The sequence below is a fragment of the Arthrobacter sp. B2060 genome (assembly GCF_059090445.1).
Genome location: NZ_JBNHFR010000003.1, coordinates 306635 through 326753, shown reverse-complemented (window position 1 = coordinate 326753; position 20119 = coordinate 306635). Strand labels below are relative to the sequence as shown.

Below are 20119 nucleotides of genomic sequence, written 5' to 3'. Positions count from 1 at the left end.
TTCCGGGGAGCCCCCTGAGGCTCATTTGTTGAAGCCACTGAGCCTGTTGAAGCTACTCTCCCTGCTTCCCCTCAAGCTTCTTGACCTCGGGCCTGAAGTCAACGCCGGCTTCCTTGCGCTGCTGCGGGGTGATGGGCGCCGGAGCGTCCGTGAGGGGGTCGTGGCCTCCACCGGACTTCGGGAACGCGATGACGTCGCGGATGGAGTCCACTCCTGCCATCAGGGCGACAACGCGGTCCCAGCCGAAGGCGATGCCGCCGTGCGGCGGGGCGCCGTACTTGAAGCCTTCGAGCAGGAAGCCGAACTTGGTCTGCGCATCCGCCCGGTCGAGTCCCATGAGTTCAAACACGCGCTCCTGGACATCGCGCTCATGGATACGGATCGAGCCGCCGCCGATTTCGTTGCCGTTGCAGACGATGTCGTAGGCGTAGGACAGCGCCGATTCCGGATCCTTGTCGAAGGTGTCCAGGAACTCCGGCTTGGGCGAGGTGAAGGCGTGGTGGACAGCTGTCCACTGGCCGCCGCCGACGGCGACATCTCCGGACGCTACTGCAGCGGCGGCCGGTTCGAACATCGGTGCGTCCACTACCCAGCAGAAGGCCCAGTCGTTGGGGTTGATCAGGCCTGTGCGGTGTCCGATCTCAACGCGGGCCGCGCCGAGGAGCGCACGGGACGGCGTCTTCTCACCGGCGGCGAAGAAGATGCAGTCGCCGGGCTTGGCGCCCACGGCGTCGGCCAGGCCGGCACGTTCGGTGTCGGTGAGGTTCTTCGCCACGGGACCGGCGAGCTCGCCGTCTTCCTTGTACAGCACGTACGCCAGGCCCTTGGCTCCGCGCTGCTTGGCCCACTCCTGCCACGCGTCCAGGGCACGCCGTGCCTGCGAGGCGCCGCCGGGCATGACGACGGCACCGACATAGGGTGCCTTAAAGACGCCGAAGTTGGTGTCCTTGAAGAATTCCGTCAGCTCGGTCAGTTCCTGGCCGAAGCGGAGGTCCGGCTTGTCGGAACCGTAGCGGGCCATGGCGTCCGCATAGGTGATGCGCTGGATCGGCGTCGGGATCTCGACGTCGATCAGCCTCCAGAGTGCCTGCACGATGTTCTCGCCGAGCGAGATGATGTCGTCCTGCTCCACGAAGCTGGCTTCGATGTCCAGCTGCGTGAACTCCGGCTGACGGTCGGCGCGGAAATCCTCGTCGCGGTAGCAGCGGGCGATCTGGTAATACTTCTCGAAGCCGCCCACCTGCAGCAGCTGCTTGAAAAGCTGCGGCGACTGCGGCAGCGCGTACCAGGAACCCGGGGCCAGGCGTGCGGGGACCACAAAGTCGCGGGCGCCTTCCGGCGTCGAACGCGTCAGCGTCGGGGTTTCGATTTCCACGTAGCCCTCACGGTGCAGGAGCTCGCGTGCGACGCGGTTGGCCTCTGAACGGAGGCGGAGGTTGCGGCTGGGGCCGGGACGGCGAAGATCCAGGTAGCGGTGCTTGAGCCGCGCCTCCTCGCCGACTTCCACGTGCTCGTCGATCTGGAAGGGCAGCGGCTCGGCGGTGTTGAGGATGATCACCTTGTCCGCCATGACCTCGATCTCGCCGGTGGCGAGTGCCGGGTTCTCGTTGCCCTCAGGGCGCTTGGACACCGTGCCGGTCACCTGCAGCACGTACTCGTTGCGCAGGCCGTGGAACACCTCTTCCTCACGGACCACGACCTGGGCGACTCCCGAAGCGTCACGCAGATCGACGAATGCGACACCACCGTGATCACGACGGCGACCTACCCAGCCGGCCAGGGTAACGGTTTGTCCAATATGCTCGGAGCGAAGCGACCCGAGGTCATGTGTGCGCAGCACAACATTCCTTTCAGAAGGAAGACAGAAGTTTTATTAGGATCGTTGCGGAACGATCCCGTCCGAGTTTACCCGCTGGAAAGGTCCCTGCCCCGCCATGACCAAGCATCAGCACCTGCAGCGGAGGCTCGGTGTGTTCGATGCCACGTCGATCGGCCTCGGATCAATGCTGGGTGCCGGCGTCTTTGTGGTGTTCGCCCCGGCCGCCGGGCTGGCGGGAACGCTGCTCGTCGTTTCCATCGTCATCGCAGGTGCCGTGGCCTACTGCAACGCCATGGCGTCCGCCCAGCTCGCAGCCAAATACCCGGAAAGCGGCGGCACGTATGTCTATGGCCGCAAGCAGCTCGGAGAATGGCCCGGCTTCATCGCCGGCTGGGGGTTTGTGACCGGCAAGACGGCGTCCTGCGCAGCAATGGCGCTGACGTTCGGGCAGTATGTCTCGCCGGATTTTGCCGTCCCTGTGGCCATCGCGGCCGTGGCCGTACTGACAGTGGTCAATCTTCTGGGCATCACCCGGACGGCGTTCCTGACGCGCATCCTGCTGGGCATCGTTCTGGCAACCCTCGTCTTTGTGGCTGCAGCCAGCATCCTTGGGCCTCATCCCGCGGATGCCGGCCCGTCGCCCTCCACTGCGGTCCCGGACGGCGCGGGCAGCGCCTGGGGTGTCCTTCCCGCCGCGGGCCTGATGTTCTTCGCGTTCGCCGGATATGCGCGCATCGCCACGCTCGGCGAAGAGGTTAAAGACCCTGCCAGGGTTATCCCGCGGTCCATCCTGGGCGCCCTCGCGGCAGCGTTTGGCATTTACCTGGCCTTGGCGCTGCTGCTGCTGGGGCACCTTCCCGTGCCCCAGCTCGCCGCCTCGTCGGCCCCGCTGCTGGAGGCGGTGACGAACTCGGATTTGGCTGCCGGCGCGGCCTTCGTGCAGGGCGGAGCCGCCGCGGCATCCCTGGGCGCGCTGCTGGCACTTATCACGGGAGTGGGACGCACGGCGATGGCCATGGCGCGGGAAGGGGATCTGCCGGGCCCGCTCGCCCGGGTCGGCGGACGCCACACGGTGCCGTTCGTCGCTGAACTGGCCGTTGCCGCCGTCGTGATTGTGCTGTTGCTGACCAGCAACGTACTGACCGTGGTGGGCTTTTCCAGCTTCGGCGTCCTCGTGTACTACGCGGTGGCAAACGCTGCGGCATACAGCCTTACGGACCGGCCATGGCACGCGCCGCGGTGGCTCAACGCAGTGGGGCTTGCGGGCTGCTTGGTCCTGGCCTTCACGCTGCCGGCGTCATCAGTCCTGACCATGGCGGCGGTGCTGGCAGCCGGCGTGGCAGGCCGGGCGGTGGTGCTGCAGCGGCGGGGCCGCCGCAGCACCAGCTGAGCATTACCGCCTGAGCTACACGAGCTGAGCAGCACCGCCGGCTGAAACGGGCCTACTCCGGGGAGGCACCCGTGACCCGGACGTACAGGTCTTCGTCCGACGGCGTCCACGTCGCCGGATCGGCGTCGACCTGCTCGCCCGAGCGGATGTCCTTCACCTGGTGCTTGCCGTCGTCGTCGGTAAACCAGACGAACGGAATGCCGCGGCGGTCCGCGAACTTGATCTGCTTTCCGAACTTCTCTGCCTTCGCGGCGACTTCGGTGGCGATGCCCCGGCTGCGCAGCTGCGTGGCGACGTCCTGGGCCTCGCCCCAGGTGTCGTCCGCGTTGAGGGCGACGAGAACGGCGGTGGGGACGGAGCGGGACGCCTTTGCCAGGTCCTGGCTGAGGATGCGGGACACCAGCCGGGTCACGCCGATGGAGAGCCCGACGCCGGGGAACTTCCGGTTGCCTTTGCTGGCAAGGGCATCGTAGCGGCCGCCCGAGCAGATGGATCCGAGCTGCTCGTGGCCGACGAGCACGGTTTCCACGACTGTTCCCGTGTAGTAGTCAAGCCCCCGGGCGATGCTCAAATCGGCAATGACCTTGCCCGGTGCCCGCTTCACGGCAGCCTCGATGACCTGCTCGAGCTCGTCCAGGCCCTCCTCGAGGAGCTCGTTGCTTACCCCGAGGGAGCGGACCTGGGCCACGAAGGACGTGTCCTCCGTGCGGATGCCGGCCAGCTTGAGGGCCGCCTGCGCCTGGTCATCGGTGGCACCGAGCTCGGTCTTGAGGAGCTCCGCCACCTTGGCCGGACCGATCTTTTCCAGCTTGTCGATGCTGCGCAGCACGCCCGCAGTGTCGTCCAGCCCGATGCCCCGGTAGAAGCCCTCGGCCAGCTTCCTGTTGTTGATGCGGAGACGGAAATCCGGAATCGGCAGCGCACTGAGCGCTTCCGCGATGACCAGTGCGATCTCGACGTCGTAGCGGAAGGGCAGGTCGCCGTCCCCCACCACGTCGATGTCAGCCTGGGTGAACTCGCGGGCCCGGCCCTCCTGCGGACGCTCGCCGCGCCACACCTTCTGGATCTGGTAACGGCGGAACGGGAACGCGAGGTAGCCGGCGTTCTCCACGACGTAACGGGCGAACGGAACCGTCAGGTCGAAGTGGAGGGCAAGCGCGTGGGGGTCGTGCTTCCCTTTGCCTGCACCAGTTGCGGCTTCATCTTCGTCGTCCTGAAGCCGGCTGAGACCATACACCTCTTTGTCGATCTCGCCCTTGCGCAGCAGCTGGCCCACCGTCTCCACTGCGCGGGTCTCGATGGAGGAGAAACCGTGCAGTTCAAAGGTGCGCCGCAGGCTGTCCAGGACATGCTGCTCCACCAGCCGCTCCTCGGGAAGCCACTCGGGGAATCCGGACAGGGAGGCTGTGCGTGCCATGGTGGAATTTCTCCTCAGGTAACCGACCGCCGGAGTCCGCTGCCCAGCATTCCGAAATCGCCATTGATCAAAAACGGCGGGCAAGGGCGGGAGTCCAGGCTGTCATGCATAAACTATGTGCGGCAGTCAGTTTATGCTTTTGGCGCCTGCATCTCTAATGCAGGCGCCGGAACAGGCTGCCGCGGTGCAGCTGCAGCCGGGGATGCCTTCAGCGGGTGACCCCGGGGGCAGCCCGATCAACGAGGAGGACCTGTGGCGGCATCTCCACGCGATATGCGTGAAGCCAGGCGGCGTATCCAGCAGATGGAAGCCAAGCGCGAGCTTCGCCGTGACCAGGAGAAGCGGCGCAGGCGGGACAACCTGATTGCAGGCGGCGCCGGAACGGCGGCGGTGATACTCGCCGTCGTGCTTCAGCTCGCGGTCTACTCCGGAAACCCGACCGAAGAGGAATTCGCGGCGGCCGAGGCGGGGCTGCAGTCCCCTTCCGCGTCGCCGTCAGCACCGGCCACCAACGCCGCCAACATTCCCAAGCCGGAAACAGCAGCGGGCAAGGTTTTCACCGGTGAACTCAAACTAAATCGCGGGGCCGTGGGAGTGCAGCTGGATGGCACCAAAGCGCCGCAGGCCGCAGCTGTGTTTAAGTCCCTCGCCGACCAGGGCTATTACAAGGGCGTGAGTTGCCACCGGCTCACCACCGCCGAGAATTTCGGCGTGCTGCAATGCGGCTCCAAAAGTGGTGACGGGCAGGGCGACCCCAATTACACCTGGGGTCCGCTGGAAAACACGCCCGCGGACAACAAGTATGCGGCCGGCACCATCGCGGTGGCCCGGACCGGCGGAAACGCCTATGGCAACGGGACACAGTTCTTCATTGTGTACAAGGACACCGTGATTCCGTCTGACGCCGCCGGCGGCTACACGGTGGTAGGCAAAGTGACTTCAGGACTGGACGTGGTCACAAAGATTGCGGCGGCAGGTCTTAAGCAGGGTGAAAATGCCACCGACGGCACGCCTGTGGAACCAGTCACGATAGACTCGTTTTCTCTGAAGTAATAAGCCCAGGTTCCCAAGCGGCCCCAGGTGAATTACGAGAGTATTTTCCTCCAAGCGAAAGACTTTTAGCGGTGACAGACAGTCAGAAATCCGACGAAACAGCAGCAGCAGACCTGATTGAGGCCCCGGCTCCTCCGGCCGGGCCCGAGGCGGCAGCTGCCGAAGGTACCCAGGCAGACGAATCGCAGCCGGCAGAAGCTCCGGAGGAGGCTGCACCGGCAGACGCTGCTCCTGCGGAAGCTGTTTCTGCAGAACAGGCACCCGCGGAGTCGCCCGCCGCCCGCCCGGCCCCGTCGCCGCGGCCCGCCCCGTCACCGGCAGCTTTTGCTGCGCGCCCGAAGGCAGGCCCCGCGGCCACTGTCGCGCCGGTGACCGCGCCTTCGGCCACGTCGCTCGCGGAAGCGGCCCGCTGGGGCCGTGTTGAAGGAGACGGCCACGTTTTCCTGACCATCGACGGCGAGGAACACCCGGTCGGCCAGTACCCGGACGTCAGCGATGACGAGGCCCTGGCCTACTTTGCCCGGAAGTACGACGACGTCGTGGCCCAGATCCTTCTGCTGGAGCAGCGGGTTGCGTCCAAGGCCCCCACCACCGATATGCAGAAGACTGTCACGCACCTGCGCGAGCAGCTGGCTGAGCGCAACATGGTGGGCGACATCCGTTCGGCTGAAGGCCGCCTGGACACGCTGGCCACACAGATCACCGAGCTCGAAAAGGCAGAGAAGGCACAGCACGACGCCGTCCGCGCAGCCGAACTGGCCGCGCGTGAGGCCATCGTCGCCGAAGCCGAAGCCATCTCGGGAACAGATCCGGCCCATATCCAGTGGAAGACCTCCAGCGCCAGGATGAACGAACTGTTCGAGAGCTGGAAGACCGCGCAAAAGAGCGGTATCCGCCTCGGCCGCAGCAATGAGGACGCCCTCTGGAAGCGGTTCCGTGCCGCCCGCACCGTGTTTGACCGCCACCGCCGCGCCTACTTCTCCCAGCTGGACAGCAACAACTCGGCAGCCAAGGCCGCCAAAGAAAAGCTGATCGCCGAGGCGGAGGCCCTGTCCTCCTCAACGGACTGGGGATTCGCTGCAGGCGAATACCGCCGCCTGATGGACGAGTGGAAGGCCTCCCCGCGCGCCAGCCGCAAGGACGACGACGCGCTGTGGGCACGGTTCCGTGCCGCCCAGGACGTCTTCTTCACGAACCGGCAGGCCGCGAACGACGAGATCGACCAGGAATACGCCGCCAACCTCAAAGTGAAGGAAGCCCTTCTCGAGGAGGCAAACACGATCCTTCCCGTCAAGGACCTCAATGCCGCCAAGAAGGCGCTGCAGTCCATCCGTGACCGCTGGGAGGACGCCGGAAAGGTGCCCCGCGCGGACATGGGACGGGTCGAGGCAGGACTGCGCAGGATTGAGGACGCCGTCCGGCAGGCCGAGGAGGAAAACTGGCAGCGTTCCAACCCTGAGACCAAGGCCCGCACCAACAGCGCCCTGAGCCAGCTCGAGTCCGCCATCGCCGGGCTCAAGGACGATCTGGAGAAGGCCGAGAAGGCCGGGGACCAGCGCAAGATCAAGGCCGCCCGGGAAGCCCTTGACGCCCGCCAGGCCTGGCTGGACCAGATCCAGCGATCCGCCAGCGAGCTCTCCTAGTCAGAATTTTGCAGGCCCCGCACCGGTTATCCACATGACCGAGGCGGGGCCTGTACGCGTTCCGGCCCGTCAGGCACGATGGCTGGATGGAAGCGTCCACAACGCCCGGCAGGGCGTCTCCGCGCACGTCGGTCCCACTCGCATCGGGCCCCTCTGACTCCCCCGGCCAGTTCCTGGACCTCTACGCGCCCGGGCAGCTGTTTTCGTCGCCCGAGCTGCAGTCCATGGCGGCCGACGGCGTGCTGACGCAGCTCCATCAGCACGGTTACACGGTGCCGGGCATGGAGGCTTCGCCGCAGCTGCGGGCACGCGCGGCAGCGAATGCGGTGCCGCCTGCCATCCGGCAACGTGTGGTGGCCGGACGGATGACGGCTGCCTGGATCTACGGGTGCGCCCGTGAACCGGACCGGATGGCTCTCCTCGTGGATGCCAAGCGCCGTATTTCCAGTCTGCGCGCAACCCGCGGCTGTACGCTCCATGAGGTACGGCTCGGTCCCTTTGACGTCGTCAGCCTCGGCGGCCTGATGGTTTCCAGCCCGCTGCGCACGGCGCTGGACATCGCCCTGCACGTGGACGCCGAGCGTGCCGTTCCGGCATTGCGCCAGCTGTTGGAAAGGCCCGAACTTGATGTCCGTGTCCGGTTGCTGGTGCTGGCAGTGGAGGCATCGCCCAGGCTGCCCCACAAGAAGGCGGCCTTGGACAAACTGGCCCTAGCTTCGCCGGCGGTTCCCTGTGGTCCGGTAGACATCAAAGACGCCGTCGATCCGCCGGACGGCGCTGAGCACGTGGCTCAGGTACTTGGGATCACCCATCTCGAAGGCAAACTTGGAGATGGCCACACGGTCCGTTGATGTGTGCACACTCGCGGCGAGGATGTTCACGTGGTTCTCCGAAAGCACGCGGGTGACGTCCGAGAGCAGCGACTTCCTGTCCAGGGCCTCCACCTGAATCTCCACGAGGAACACGCTGGACTGCGTCGGTGCCCAGTCAACATCCACGATCCTGTCCGGCTGGTCCTTCAGGTCGGAGATGTTCGTGCAGTCGGTGCGGTGCACGGAAACGCCCGAGCCCCGCGTGACGAACCCCAGGATGGGGTCTGGCGGCACCGGAGTGCAACAGCGCGCCAGCTTGACCCAGACGTCGCCTACGCCCCGGACCACTACGCCGGAGTCGGAGAAACGCGCCTTGCTGACCTGGGTGGGGATGCTGACCTCGGTGAGGTCATCTTCCGGCGTCTCGTTCCCGCCGAGCATGTCGATGAGCTTTTCCATGACGTGCTGCGCCGAGGTGTGCCCGTCGCCCACGCCCGCGTACAGCCCGGAGATGTCGACGTACTTGAATTCCTCGGCCACTGCGGCCAGCGCATCGTGGGTCATCAGGCGCTGCAGCGGCAGGTTCTGCTTCCGCATGGCGCGGGTCAGCAGCTCCTTGCCGCGGTCAATGGCCTCCTCGCGGCGTTCCTTGCTGAACCACTGGCGGATCTTGTTCCGTGCCCGGGCGCTCTTGACGAAGTGCTGCCAGTCCTGGCTCGGTCCGGCCCCTTCGGCCTTCGAGGTGAAGATCTCCACCCAGTCGCCGTGGTTCAGTTCGCTGTTGAGCGGCACGAGCTTCCCGTTGACCCGGGCGCCGATGGTGCGGTGCCCCACCTCGGTGTGCACCGCATAGGCAAAGTCCACGGGTGTGGAGCCGGCCGGCAGCGCCATGACTTCGCCCTTGGGCGTGAACACGAAGACTTCCCTGGCGTTGATCTCAAAGCGCAGCGAGTCCAGGAATTCACCTGGGTCGGAGGTTTCCTGCTGCCAGTCCACGAGTGACCGCAGCCAGCCCATGTCGCCGTCGCGGGGGCTGCCTGGCGCGGCGGCCGTGCGGTTGGGCTGGTCCTTGTATTTCCAGTGGGCGGCAACGCCGTACTCGGCCCGCCGGTGCATCTCGTGGGTGCGGATCTGGATCTCCACGGGCTTGCCGCCCGGCCCGATCACGGTGGTGTGCAACGACTGGTACATGTTGAACTTCGGCATGGCAATGTAATCCTTGAACCGCCCGGGAAGGGGGTTCCAGCGCGAATGCAGGGTGCCCAGCGCGGCGTAACAGTCACGCACCGAGTCCACCAGCACCCGCACGCCCATGAGGTCGTTGATGTCGTCGAAGTCCTTGTCCCGGACGATCATCTTCTGATAAATCGAGTAGTAATGCTTCGGCCGGCCGGTGATGGTGGCCTTGATTTTGGCGACGCGAAGGTCCTCGGCGATCTGGTTCCGGATCACGCTCAGGCTCTTTTCGCGCTCAGGTGTCCGGTCACCCACCATGCGGACTATTTCCTCATAGACCTTGGGGTACAGTGCGGCAAAGGAAAGATCTTCGAGTTCCCACTTGATGGTGTTCATGCCAAGCCGGTGCGCGAGGGGGGCAAAAATCTCGAGCGTCTCGCGTGCCTTGCGTGCCGACGACTCCGCGGACACGAAGCGCCACGTCCGGGCGTTGTGCAGCCGGTCGGCCAGTTTGATCATCAGCACGCGGATGTCCTTGGCCATCGCCACGACCATCTTGCGGACGGTTTCGGACTGCGCGGCCTCGCCGAAGCTGACCTTGTCCAGCTTGGTGACACCGTCCACTAGCATGGCCACTTCCGGTCCGAAGTCGGCCTTCAGGTCGTCGAGGGTATAGGGAGTGTCTTCGACGGTGTCGTGCAGCAGCGCAGCGGCCAGCGTGGTCCCGCTGAGCCCGAGTTCGGCGAGGATCGTAGCCACTGCCACGGGGTGCGTGATGTACGGATCGCCGCTCTTGCGCTTCTGTCCGCGGTGGCTCTGCTCGGCCACCACGAAAGCGCGCTGGATGAGGTCGAAGTCCTCTTTGGGATTGTTCGCCCGGACGGTCCGGAGCAGGGGCTCCAGGATGGGCGAATACGTTGCGGTGCCGCGGCCGGTCAGCCTCGCGAGCCGGGAACGGGTACGCTCACGCCGGCCGGGAAATGTGGGACGCACGCCGGAGTTGTCCACCGGCACACCCGGGCCGGGACGTCCGGCAGCCACGAGACCAGTCTGCGGACCCTGGCCCGAACCGTCATGACCGGCAGCCTCTGGCGCCGACGTCGAACGTTCTTCCAATGAAGCACCCCTCACGACCCGTTAATTATTCCAGTCTATTCCCGCCGCGGGCCTGCCTGATAACCGGAACGTCGCCGAACGACAGCACACCGACGCAAAAGGCCGGATACCGTCAAAACGACGGCGTCCGGCCTTCAGCTTGGGGCTGTCAGGCCTTGGCTGGTTCGGCGGAAGCCTTGGCGGCGGCGTCCGCACGGCGGTGCTCCACGCGCTTTGCCTGCTTGACCAGTTCTGGCTCGTTCTGACGCAGCCACGCGTACATGGGCGCGGCGATGAATATCGTGGCTGCCGTGCCGATCAGGATCCCGACGAACAGCGCCAGCGAAAGGTCCCGCAGGGTTCCGGCACCCAGCAGGCCGGCACCAATGAACAAGATCGCGGCCACCGGGAGAATGGCCACCATCATGGTGTTGATCGAACGGACGAGGGTCTGGTTGACGGCCAGGTTGACTTCCTCGCCGAACGTCCGCCGGGTGGATATGTCGATGTCGGCCGTGTTTTCGCGGATCTTATCGAACACCACCACGGTGTCATACAGCGAGTAGCTGAGCACCGTCAGGAAGCCAATGATGGCCGACGGCGTCACTTCAAAGTCGCTGAGGGCGTACACGCCGGCCGTAATGAACATCGTCACCACCATGCCCGCGATCGCCGACAGGGACATCTTCCAGGTCCGGAAGTACAGCGCCATGAGGACGGTCGCCAGCCCCACGAAGATCACCAGGCCGATGAGCGCCTGCTTGGTGACGTCCGCACCCCAGGTGGGCCCGACGAACGTCGAGGTCACCTCGTTATCGGTGACGCCGTAGGCAGTGGTCAGGCCTTCCTTGATTTTCAGGGTTTCGTCATCCGAAAGCTTGTCCGTCTGGATGCGCATCGTGGTCCCGGCGACGTTGGCGACGCGGGGAACACTGCCCGGGACGACGTCCTCCACGGCCTTTTCGCCGAGTCCCGCGTCCGTGCTCTTGACGTTGGAAACGGTGAATTCCGAGCCACCCCGGAACTCGATGCCCAGGTTGAACCCGCCCTTGACCACCGGGATAAGGATCGACAGTGCAACCGCGGCAAGCGCGATCAGGAACCACAGTTTCTTCCGCTCGACAAAGTCGTAGGAGCGTTTTCCCGTGTAGAGCTCGTTACCGAATGTCGCAAAGCTTCTAGCCATTACTTGCCCTCCTTGTTGGCGCCCTTGGAGGAACCCGCAAGCTGCTGCTGCTTTTCCGCGAGGCGTCGTTCTGCGATCGTCATCCGGCGCTCCGCCTCGGCTGACGCTCCCGTATTCTTGGCGCGCACGACGGCGGGCCTTTCCTCCGGGGTCCGGATCCTGCCGGCGCCCCTGTAGAGCGGGACGGCGCCCAGGCGTTCGGGGTCGAGGCCCGAGAACCGGTGGCCTTCACCGAAGAAGCGGGTCCGGGCCAGGAGCTGGAGGGTCGGGTGTGTGAACATGAAGACGACAATCAGGTCGGCGATGGCGGTCAGGCCGAGGGTGAAGGCGAAGCCGCGCACGTTACCGACGGCCACGAAGTAGAGCACCAGTGCCGCCAGGAGGTTGACCGCCTTGGAGGCCAGCACCGTGCGCTTGGCCCGCTTCCATCCGTTCTCAACGGCCGAAACCAGGCCGCGGCCCTCACGGAGCTCATCACGGATGCGTTCGAAGTACACAATGAACGAGTCGGCGGTCTGGCCGATGGCGACGATGATACCGGCGACGCCTGCCAGGGACAGACGGTAGTTTTCCGTCCAGCCAAGAACGGCGATCGCCAGGTAGGTCAGTGCACCGGCCACAACCAGTGAGGCGATGGTGACGAAGCCGAGGGCCCGGTACTGGAACAGGGAGTAGACAACCACGAGCAGCAGCCCGATCAGGCCTGCCAGCAGCCCCATCCGGAGCTGCTCACCACCCAGGGTCGCCGAAATCTGCTGCTCACTCTGAATGTCAAAGCTGATGGGCAGCGCGCCGAATCGCAGCTGGTCGGACAGCGCTTTGGCGGACTGCTCGGTGAATCCGCCGGTGATCTGCGGCCGGCCGTCGGTGATCACGGCCTGGGACCGCGGAGCGGAGATGACCTGGTCATCGAGGACGATGGCGAACTGCGACTTGGGATCGGTACCGGTATCTCCGCCGGCCGCCACGTAGAACTGGTTGAGCCGTTCGGTGACCGTCTTGAACTTGGCCGTACCCTCGGCGTTGAACTGGATGTTGACTGCCCACTCGTTGGTGACAGCACCCTGGGCGCCCTGCTGGAGCTGGAACGTGGAACCCTGGATCTCGACGCCCTTGACCTCAACCGGGCCCAGAATGTACTTGATCGCCGGGGTCTCGTCGGTGGCCGGCTCGCAGGTGACCAGAGGCTTGGCGGGATCCGAGCGCTCCTGCTTGTCCTGTGCAGGATTGGCACAGTCCAGTGCCTCAAACTGCTTCATGATGTCCGCTGTGATCCAGTTCGAATCGCTGCCGTTCTCCGGCTTGGCGGTGGGCTTGGGCAGTTGCGCCTCCGGGGTGCGCTCTGCCGCAGGAACCGGCGTTCCGGGCCCGTTCAACAGCACAGGACGGAAGTTCATGTCGGCCGACGCCTGGATCAGCGCCCGGGTCTCCGAGGAGGGCGTGCCCGGAAGGCTCACCACGACGTTGCGGCCGGACTGGGTGCTGATTTCAGCCTCAGCGACACCCGAACCGTCGACGCGCTGGCGGATGATCGCGACGGCCTGGTTGAGCTGCTCCTCGTTGATGTCCGAACCGCCCTCCACCTTGGGCGCCAGGATCATCTGGGTGCCGCCCTCAAGGTCAAGGGCCAGCTTGGGGGTCCAGCTGGCTTGTCCGGCCATGGTGCCGCCCGCGAGGACGGCCGTCATGACAGCCAGAATTACGCCAAGCCAGACCAGCACCCTGATGGCTGATTTCTTGTGGCCAGTTCGTGCCATTGTCGATCTTTCTGTTGTTACGGAGCAGCCGCCGGTGCGGGCTGGGCGCCCGTCCCGACGGCGGGCCGCGGCCGAAGAGATAATAAGCGGCGCGCTAACGCGCCGGCGGACTAGATGTCCTTCTTGCCTTCGTCATTGCTGCGCTTCGCGGCGTCGTCCTGGGCTTCGGCCGTCGTCGGCGTGCTGCCCTCGGTGTCGGCGGTAAGGGACGAAGCGTCGTCCGGCACGGGGGTGGTGTCAGCCGCCGCGGGCTCCAGGATCTTGGTGACGGCCTGGCGGTGGACGGTGGCCAGGTTGCCGGGAGACAGTTCCAGCACAACCTTGTTCTCCTCGTTATCGATCGAGACGATGCGGCCGAAAAGGCCGAAGCTCGTCATGACCTCAACGCCGGGAGCGAACTGCGACTGCAGCGCGGCCTGCTGCTGCTGCGTCTTCTTGTTGCGGCGGAACATCATGAAGATAAAGATGCCGAGCATGACGAACAGCAGGATGGTCATGATGTCGATGCCGCCACCGGCCTGAGGCTGGGCCTGGGCAGTTATATTTCCGAACACGTGGAAGTTCCATTCTGTACTTGCGTAGCTGGTTGACAGCAGCGTCCGTTTCGCGCCGCACTCCCGGGCAGGATACATGCCCGGGTCGACCGCCCCCCGGAGGGCCGGCCACGGAAACGAAGACACGGACGTGCCGAGCGTCATTCCAGTCTAGAGGGAAAAGCTGAAAGGCCGCTGTTATTGGGCGTTTGAGATCCAGTCCGCAGCGGATTGTTCATCTTCCGGGTCCGATCCGAACAGGTCCAGAGCCTCCTGCCCGAAGACGCCGTCGGGAACGGCGAATCCCAAGTGGGTCCATGCCGGGGCCATGGCGATGCGTCCCCGGGGCGTCCGGCCGAGGAGCCCCTCCCGGACCAGGTACGGCTCGGCAACGGTCTCGACCGTTTCGGGTTCCTCGCCGACGGCGATCGCCAGCGTGGAGAGGCCTACCGGCCCTCCGCCGAATTTGGTGATGAGCGCCTCGAGCACGGACCGGTCCAACCGGTCCAGGCCGCGCTTGTCCACTTCGTACATGTCCAGCGCGGCCGAGGCGGATCTGGCGTCGATCTGCTCAATGCCGTGCACCAGGGCCCAGTCCCTCACCCTTCGCAGCAGCCGGTTGGCGATTCGCGGCGTCCCGCGGGACCGTCCGGCGATTTCGCTGAACCCTGCCGAGTTCACCTTCAGGTCCAGGAGACCGGCGGACCTGCGCAGGACCAGCTCCAGCTCCTCCACGGAGTAGAACTCCAGGTGACCGGTGAAACCGAACCGGTCACGCAGCGGTCCAGGCAGCAGCCCGGCGCGGGTGGTGGCGCCGACCAGGGTGAATGCCGGCAGTTCCAGCGGGATGGCCGTGGCTCCGGCGCCCTTTCCCACCACAATGTCCACCCGGAAGTCCTCCATCGCCATGTAGAGCATTTCCTCCGCGGGCCGGGACATCCGGTGGATTTCATCAAGGAAAAGGACCTCGCCCTCAGACAGCGACGAAAGGATGGCGGCGAGATCCCCCGCATGCTGGATCGCCGGACCGCTGCTGATCCGGAGGGGTGCGTTCATTTCGGCTGCGACAATCATGGCCAGCGTGGTTTTGCCCAGGCCCGGCGGACCGGAGAAAAGCACGTGGTCGGCGCTGCGGCCGCGCATCCGGGACGCCTGCAGCACGAGGGACAACTGTTTGCGGACACGGTGCTGGCCCACGAAATCGTGCAGGTTCTTGGGCCGCAGGGCGGCCTCGATCGCCTTTTCCTCGGGTTCTTCCCCTCCGGCGACGAGGGACGGCTCAGCCACGGCTGCCTACCCTGTTGCCGGCACGGGCGCCGTCCTGGCCAAGCCACCGCAGCGTGGTCCGCAGTATTTCGGCGACATTGCCCCGGTCGGCAAGGTCGGGCGCGTCGGCCAGGGCTTTGTCGATGCTGCCGGTGGCATCCTTTTCGGACCAGCCGAGGCTGGTCATGGCGGCCACCACCTGCGGCTTCCAGACCGCTTCCCCGGACGGGGCAGGCGCTGCAGTCGGCGCAGTGCCTTGGGGAACCAGCTTGCCGGCCAGTTCCAGCACGATGCGCCCGGCGACCTTAGGGCCGATCCCGGGAACTTTCGTGAACGTTTTGCTGTCCCCGGTGTGGGCAGCGACGCGAATGGCTTCCGGGTCATGGACCGCCAGCACCGCGAGGGCAAGCCGCGGCCCCACCCCGCTGACGCTGAGCAGGACATCAAAGACCTCACGCTCGTCGTCGCTGGCAAATCCGAAGAGTGTCAGGGAATCCTCCCTGACGATCAGTGAGGTGAAGAGTTGACCCTCCTCGCCCGCGCGGAGCCGGCTGAGGGTCCGCGGGGTGGCGTTCACGCTCATCCCGGCGCCGTTGAGGTCGATCACGGCGGTGGACAGGCCCACCTGCGCTACGGTTCCGCGAAGAAAACTTATCAAGGCCGGGCTCCTGAACTACCGCCGGAAAAAGACCGACTATCCGAACATATCTACGAATACCCTAACAAGTTCCCCGGTCATATACCCGGACACTCACCGGGCGCGCCGCGCCTTGGCTTCCGCTTCCGCCCACGCCCGCTGGGCCGGAGTCAGCGAACTGCTGCCCGGTCCGGTGGTGGCAACCGCGGCCCCGCTGCCGGCCCGCCACGCGTGGGTTATGGCCAGGGCGAGGGCATCGGCGGCGTCTGCCGGCCGCGGCGGGGCGTCCAGCCGCAGGATCTTGGTCACGAGCTTCGTGACGGCGTCCTTGTTGGAGTTGCCACTGCCCGTCACCGCCGCTTTGACTTCCGACGGCGTGTGGAGCGCCACCGGGATTCCCCGCCGGGCGGCTGCTGCTATCACGACGCCGGAGGCCTGGGCGACGCCCATGACGGTACTGACGTTGAGCTGGGAGAAGACCCGTTCCACGGCCAGCACGTGCGGTTCATACCGGTCGAGCCACTCGTCGATGGCGAGGGCAATGACCAGCAGACGCTGATCCAGGGTCTCCTCGGCCGAGGTCCCCACCACGCCCACCGCAACCATGGTGGCGCGACGGTTCTTTTCCACGTCCACCACGCCGATGCCGCAGCGGGTGAGGCCGGGATCGACGCCCAGGACACGCAGCGTCAAGGCCGGGCCTCGAAATCACAGCAGGGCTGCGGGATCACTCGGCTTCCAGCGCGGCCTGCACTTCGTCGCTGAGGTCGGCGTTGCTGTAGACATTCTGGACGTCGTCCAGGTCTTCCAGGGCATCAACGAGTTTCATGAACTTTTTGGCGGCATCCAGGTCGAGGGGCACCTCCATGGACGGCACGAACTCAGCTTCGTCGGTGTCGTATTCGATCCCGGCCTCCTTGAGTGCGTCGCGGACGGCCTGGAGGTCCTTCGGATCCGAGTGAATTTCGAAGGTGTCGCCGTTGTCCTTGACTTCCTCGGCGCCGGCGTCGAGGACTGCCATGAGGACGTCGTCCTCGCTGAGCTCGTTCTTCGGCAGGGTCACCACGCCCTTGCGGGTGAACAGGTAGCTGACCGACCCGGGGTCGGCGATGGTGCCGCCGTTGCGGGAAATGGCGAGACGCACCTCGGAGGCGGCGCGGTTCTTGTTGTCGGTGAGGCACTCGATCAGCAGCGCTGAGCCCTGCGGGCCGCGGGCTTCGTACATGATCTCCGTGTAGTCCACCACTTCGCCGGTGAGCCCGGCACCGCGCTTGATGGCACGGTCGATGTTGTCGTTCGGCACGGAGGTCTTCTTGGCCTTGGTCACGGCCAGTTCCAGCCCGGGGTTGCCGGCGAGGTCCGGTCCGCCCATGCGCGCCGCGACTTCGATGTTCTTGATCAGCTTGGCGAACGACTTTGCCCTGCGGCTATCAATGATGGCCTTCTTGTGCTTGGTCGTTGCCCATTTGGAGTGGCCTGACATGCTTTACGCTTCTCCTCTGATCATGCGGATAAAAAGTTCATGCACGCGCTTCTCCCCTGTCACTTCCGGGTGGAAGGAGGTGGCCAGCAGTTGGCCGGAACGCACTGCAACAATTCTAGCTGTCCCCTGCAGATCGGCTGCGTGGGAGGCATGGGCCGGGTCTGCCGGCTCCACCTGGGCAAGGACCTCGACGTCCGGCCCCACCCGTTCCACCCACGGGCCGCGGATGAAAACGGCGTGCACGGGAGCGACACCCTGTTCGGTGGCGCTGAAGTCCAGGCCCCTGAACTCAAGGTCGGTCTCGAAAGATTCCCGCTGGCGCCCGAAGGCATTGCGCCGCACGGTGATATCCAGGCCGCCAAAGGTCTGCTGCGGATTGCCGGCAAGATCGGTGGCGGGGTCCGCAATGTCATGGGCGAGGAGGATCATCCCGGCGCAGGATCCATAGACGGGCAACCCTTCGGCGATGTGCTTCCGCAGCGGGTCCGCGAGCTCAAAGGCCCGCGCCAGCTTGTCAATGGCAGTGGATTCTCCCCCGGGAATAATGAGCCCGTCCAGGCCGTCAAGTTCCGCCGGACGGCGGACCCCGACGCCGGTAGCGCCGGATGCCTCCACGGATCGGAGGTGCTCGCGAAAGTCGCCTTGGAGCGCCAGGACGCCGATGCGCAACCCTGAACCGATACCTGGACGAACGCGCGGCTCCGCGGCAGAAAGGGGATTGGTCATCCAATAATCATAGTGTCCCGGGAGCTGGATCCGGCCCCCGCCGGCAGGGCGACCGCCCGTTCCATGCCTCAACTGGGATATATTACAGAGCATGTTTTCCTTCAGCGTTCCGCTCGGCAAGCTCGTCCGCCGGGTCACCCGGCTCAGGGGCGGAGGCTCCGCTTTTCCAGGTCTGGTGGTCGAAAAAATCGATCCCGGCTTCATGCAGCGGACACTGTCCACGCTCCCCCACGGGGTGGCGGTGGTCAGCGGAACCAACGGCAAAACCACCACCACGAAGATGGTGGTGGAGCTCCTGGAAAGCCAGGGCCTGAAGGTCTTCACCAACCGCACCGGCAGCAACTTCACGCGCGGCGTTGCCGCAGCCCTGCTGGGCGACGTCGACTGGCGGGGACGCCTTGATGCCGACATTGCGGTGCTTGAACTTGATGAAGCCCATGCAGTGCACTTCGTCAACCGGGTCCCGCCCCGCTACAGCCTCCTGCTGAACGTGCTGCGCGACCAGCTGGACCGCTTCGGGGAAATCGACAAGACGGCCCAGCTCCTGCAGCACATCGCCGACAAGACCACCGGGACGGTGGTCTTGAACCGCGAGGATCCGCGGGTGGCGCGGATCGCCGAGACACTGCACGGACCTGACGTCCGCTACTTCGGCCTCGACGATTCCCTGCTGGGCACCTTTCCCAGCGACGACGAGCTGCGCGCCGGACCCGGCAGCCCCACTCCGGCGGCTGTCCCCCAAAGGCCGGCTGCCGACGTCGTGCTTCGCAAAGTGGGTGCCGACAGCGCCGACTTCGAGTACGACGGCGCCACGGTCACCACCTCAATGAAGCTCCGCGGCGTCTACAACATCTTCAACGCCGCTGCGGCCCTGGTGCTGGCCCGCAGCATCTGCGGCAGCGGTGCTGCGACGGCGGACCACGCTGCCCTGCTCGACGCGCTGTCCAAGGTGGCTCCCGCCTTCGGCCGCGGCGAAAGCCTGGTGGTGGACGGGCTGCCGCTAGACCTCGTGCTCGTGAAGAACCCCAGCGGGTTCCGGCTGGGACTGAAGTCCTTCCCCTCGGGCGGGTACGCCACCATGATCGCGATCAACGACAACTACGCGGACGGGCGGGACATGTCCTGGCTGTGGGACGTCGATTTCGAATCGCTGCGGGAAGACGGCGTGGACCAGGTCAGCGGCTCCCGCGCCTATGACATGGCCCTGCGCCTGCAGTACGACGAAGTGGCCGTCCGCTCTGTCGACACGGAGATTGCCCCTGCGCTGGCCGCCTTTATCGCCGGTGCGAAGGACAAGCCGAAGCGCGTATTCTGCACATATACGGCCATGCTCGCCATTCGCCGTGAGCTCTCCAAAATCACCACAGTGGAGGTGGTCTCATGACCCCCGGGGCGTCAGGCAGCAAGGGGACCATCCGGGTCCTGCAGCTTTATCCGCGCGACATGAACATCTACGGTGACTGGGGCAACGCACTGGTGCTGCAGCAGCGGCTGAAATGGCATGGCTACACGCCGGAACTGCTCGATTACAACCCGGGCGACGATTTTCCCGACGAGGTGGATGTGATCGTCGCCGGCGGCGGGCAGGACAGCGGCCAGTTGGTGATCCAGGACGACCTGCAGATGAGGGCGGACACCCTTCGGGGCCTTGCGGAGGACGGCGCACCCATGCTGGTGATCTGCGGCCTCTACCAGTTGTTCGGGCACTTCTTCAAGACCCGCTCGGGCACCGTTATTCCGGGCATCGGAATCCTGGATGTGGAGACCCACGGAACGGACGAACGCCTGATCGGCAACGTGAAGGTGACCACCCCCGAGTTCGGCGAGGTCCTTGGCTACGAAAACCACAGCGGCCAGACGACCCTCGGCCCCGGGGTTATGCCCCTGGGCACCGTTGAAAAAGGGACCGGCAACAACAGCAAGGATGGCCACGAGGGCGCCCGCTACCGCAATATCGTAGCGAGCTACCTTCACGGGTCGCTGCTCCCCAAGAACCCGGCCATCGCGGACTTCCTGATCCGGAACGCCGCCGAACGCAAGTACGGGTCCTTCACGCCAGGCGAACCCGACGACCGCTTCGCCGTGCTTGCCAGGGAACACGCGGCCCGCCGGCCGCGCTGAACAGG

At 65.5% G+C, this 20119-nt stretch carries 16 protein-coding genes and 1 pseudogene; 6 read left to right on the top strand and 11 right to left on the bottom strand.

Features of this window, described 5'->3' with window-relative positions; all coding sequences use genetic code 11:
* Positions 1-52 precede the first annotated feature (52 nt).
* Entirely contained in the window at positions 53-1840 is a 1788-nt protein-coding gene (gene aspS, locus AC5RUM_RS08325) for an aspartate--tRNA ligase (protein WP_400576078.1), read from the bottom strand.
* Between the two features lie 94 nt (positions 1841-1934).
* Here aspS and AC5RUM_RS08320 point away from each other — a divergent pair, with 94 nt between their 5' ends.
* Positions 1935-3209, top strand: coding sequence for an APC family permease (locus AC5RUM_RS08320; protein WP_494034488.1), 1275 nt, complete (start codon positions 1935-1937; stop codon positions 3207-3209).
* A gap of 52 nt (positions 3210-3261) precedes the next feature.
* On the opposite strand, the gene hisS is transcribed toward AC5RUM_RS08320, so the two are convergent.
* Positions 3262-4626 carry a histidine--tRNA ligase gene (gene hisS, locus AC5RUM_RS08315; protein ID WP_494034487.1) on the bottom strand — a complete coding sequence of 455 codons (1365 nt, stop codon included), beginning with the start codon at positions 4624-4626 and terminating at the stop codon, positions 3262-3264.
* 252 nt (positions 4627-4878) lie between these two features.
* Here hisS and AC5RUM_RS08310 point away from each other — a divergent pair, with 252 nt between their 5' ends.
* The 3 genes and pseudogenes from AC5RUM_RS08310 to AC5RUM_RS08300 form a co-directional block, all read left to right on the top strand.
* On the top strand, positions 4879-5679 hold the full coding sequence (locus tag AC5RUM_RS08310) for a peptidylprolyl isomerase (protein WP_494034486.1): 801 nt from the start codon (positions 4879-4881) through the stop codon (positions 5677-5679).
* A 71-nt stretch (positions 5680-5750) separates the two neighbouring features.
* Positions 5751-7322, top strand: coding sequence for a DUF349 domain-containing protein (locus AC5RUM_RS08305; RefSeq protein WP_494034485.1), 1572 nt, complete (start codon positions 5751-5753; stop codon positions 7320-7322).
* Between the two features lie 86 nt (positions 7323-7408).
* Positions 7409-7924: pseudogene (locus AC5RUM_RS08300) on the top strand (hypothetical protein); the annotation flags it as partial.
* 108 nt (positions 7925-8032) lie between these two features.
* Here AC5RUM_RS08300 and AC5RUM_RS08295 read toward each other — a convergent pair.
* The 9 genes from AC5RUM_RS08295 to pdxT all read right to left on the bottom strand — a co-directional run bounded on the left by AC5RUM_RS08295 (position 8033) and on the right by pdxT (position 17993).
* Entirely contained in the window at positions 8033-10426 is a 2394-nt protein-coding gene (locus AC5RUM_RS08295) for a RelA/SpoT family protein (RefSeq protein WP_494034484.1), read from the bottom strand.
* 148 nt (positions 10427-10574) lie between these two features.
* Positions 10575-11591, bottom strand: a complete 1017-nt coding sequence (gene secF, locus AC5RUM_RS08290; protein WP_494034483.1) for a protein translocase subunit SecF — start codon at positions 11589-11591, stop codon at positions 10575-10577.
* Complete coding sequence (gene secD, locus AC5RUM_RS08285) at positions 11591-13348, bottom strand: protein translocase subunit SecD (RefSeq protein ID WP_494034482.1); 1758 nt, start codon at positions 13346-13348, stop codon at positions 11591-11593. Before secD ends, secF begins: the two co-directional genes overlap by 1 nt.
* Positions 13349-13458: 110 nt before the next feature.
* The gene (yajC, locus tag AC5RUM_RS08280; protein ID WP_494034573.1) at positions 13459-13845 is read right to left on the bottom strand and encodes a preprotein translocase subunit YajC; all 387 of its coding nucleotides are present in this window, start codon (positions 13843-13845) and stop codon (positions 13459-13461) included.
* A gap of 234 nt (positions 13846-14079) precedes the next feature.
* A complete protein-coding gene (ruvB, locus tag AC5RUM_RS08275; RefSeq protein ID WP_494034481.1) occupies positions 14080-15168 on the bottom strand; it encodes a Holliday junction branch migration DNA helicase RuvB in 1089 nt (362 codons plus the stop codon).
* On the bottom strand, positions 15161-15805 hold the full coding sequence (gene ruvA / locus AC5RUM_RS08270) for a Holliday junction branch migration protein RuvA (RefSeq protein WP_494034480.1): 645 nt from the start codon (positions 15803-15805) through the stop codon (positions 15161-15163). The genes ruvB and ruvA overlap by 8 nt, the downstream gene beginning before the upstream one ends.
* Positions 15806-15898: 93 nt before the next feature.
* Complete coding sequence (gene ruvC / locus AC5RUM_RS08265) at positions 15899-16477, bottom strand: crossover junction endodeoxyribonuclease RuvC (protein ID WP_400576061.1); 579 nt, start codon at positions 16475-16477, stop codon at positions 15899-15901.
* 34 nt (positions 16478-16511) lie between these two features.
* Entirely contained in the window at positions 16512-17267 is a 756-nt protein-coding gene (locus AC5RUM_RS08260) for a YebC/PmpR family DNA-binding transcriptional regulator (RefSeq protein ID WP_494034479.1), read from the bottom strand.
* A 3-nt stretch (positions 17268-17270) separates the two neighbouring features.
* Positions 17271-17993 (bottom strand): pyridoxal 5'-phosphate synthase glutaminase subunit PdxT, encoded by a 723-nt coding sequence (gene pdxT, locus AC5RUM_RS08255; protein ID WP_494034478.1) that lies wholly within the window; start codon positions 17991-17993, stop codon positions 17271-17273.
* A gap of 91 nt (positions 17994-18084) precedes the next feature.
* Between pdxT and AC5RUM_RS08250 the strand changes: the two genes are divergently transcribed.
* A complete protein-coding gene (locus tag AC5RUM_RS08250) occupies positions 18085-19377 on the top strand; it encodes a MurT ligase domain-containing protein (RefSeq protein ID WP_494034477.1) in 1293 nt (430 codons plus the stop codon).
* The gene (locus AC5RUM_RS08245; protein ID WP_494034476.1) at positions 19374-20114 is read left to right on the top strand and encodes a type 1 glutamine amidotransferase; all 741 of its coding nucleotides are present in this window, start codon (positions 19374-19376) and stop codon (positions 20112-20114) included. Before AC5RUM_RS08250 ends, AC5RUM_RS08245 begins: the two co-directional genes overlap by 4 nt.
* The last annotated feature ends 5 nt before the right edge of the window (positions 20115-20119 follow it).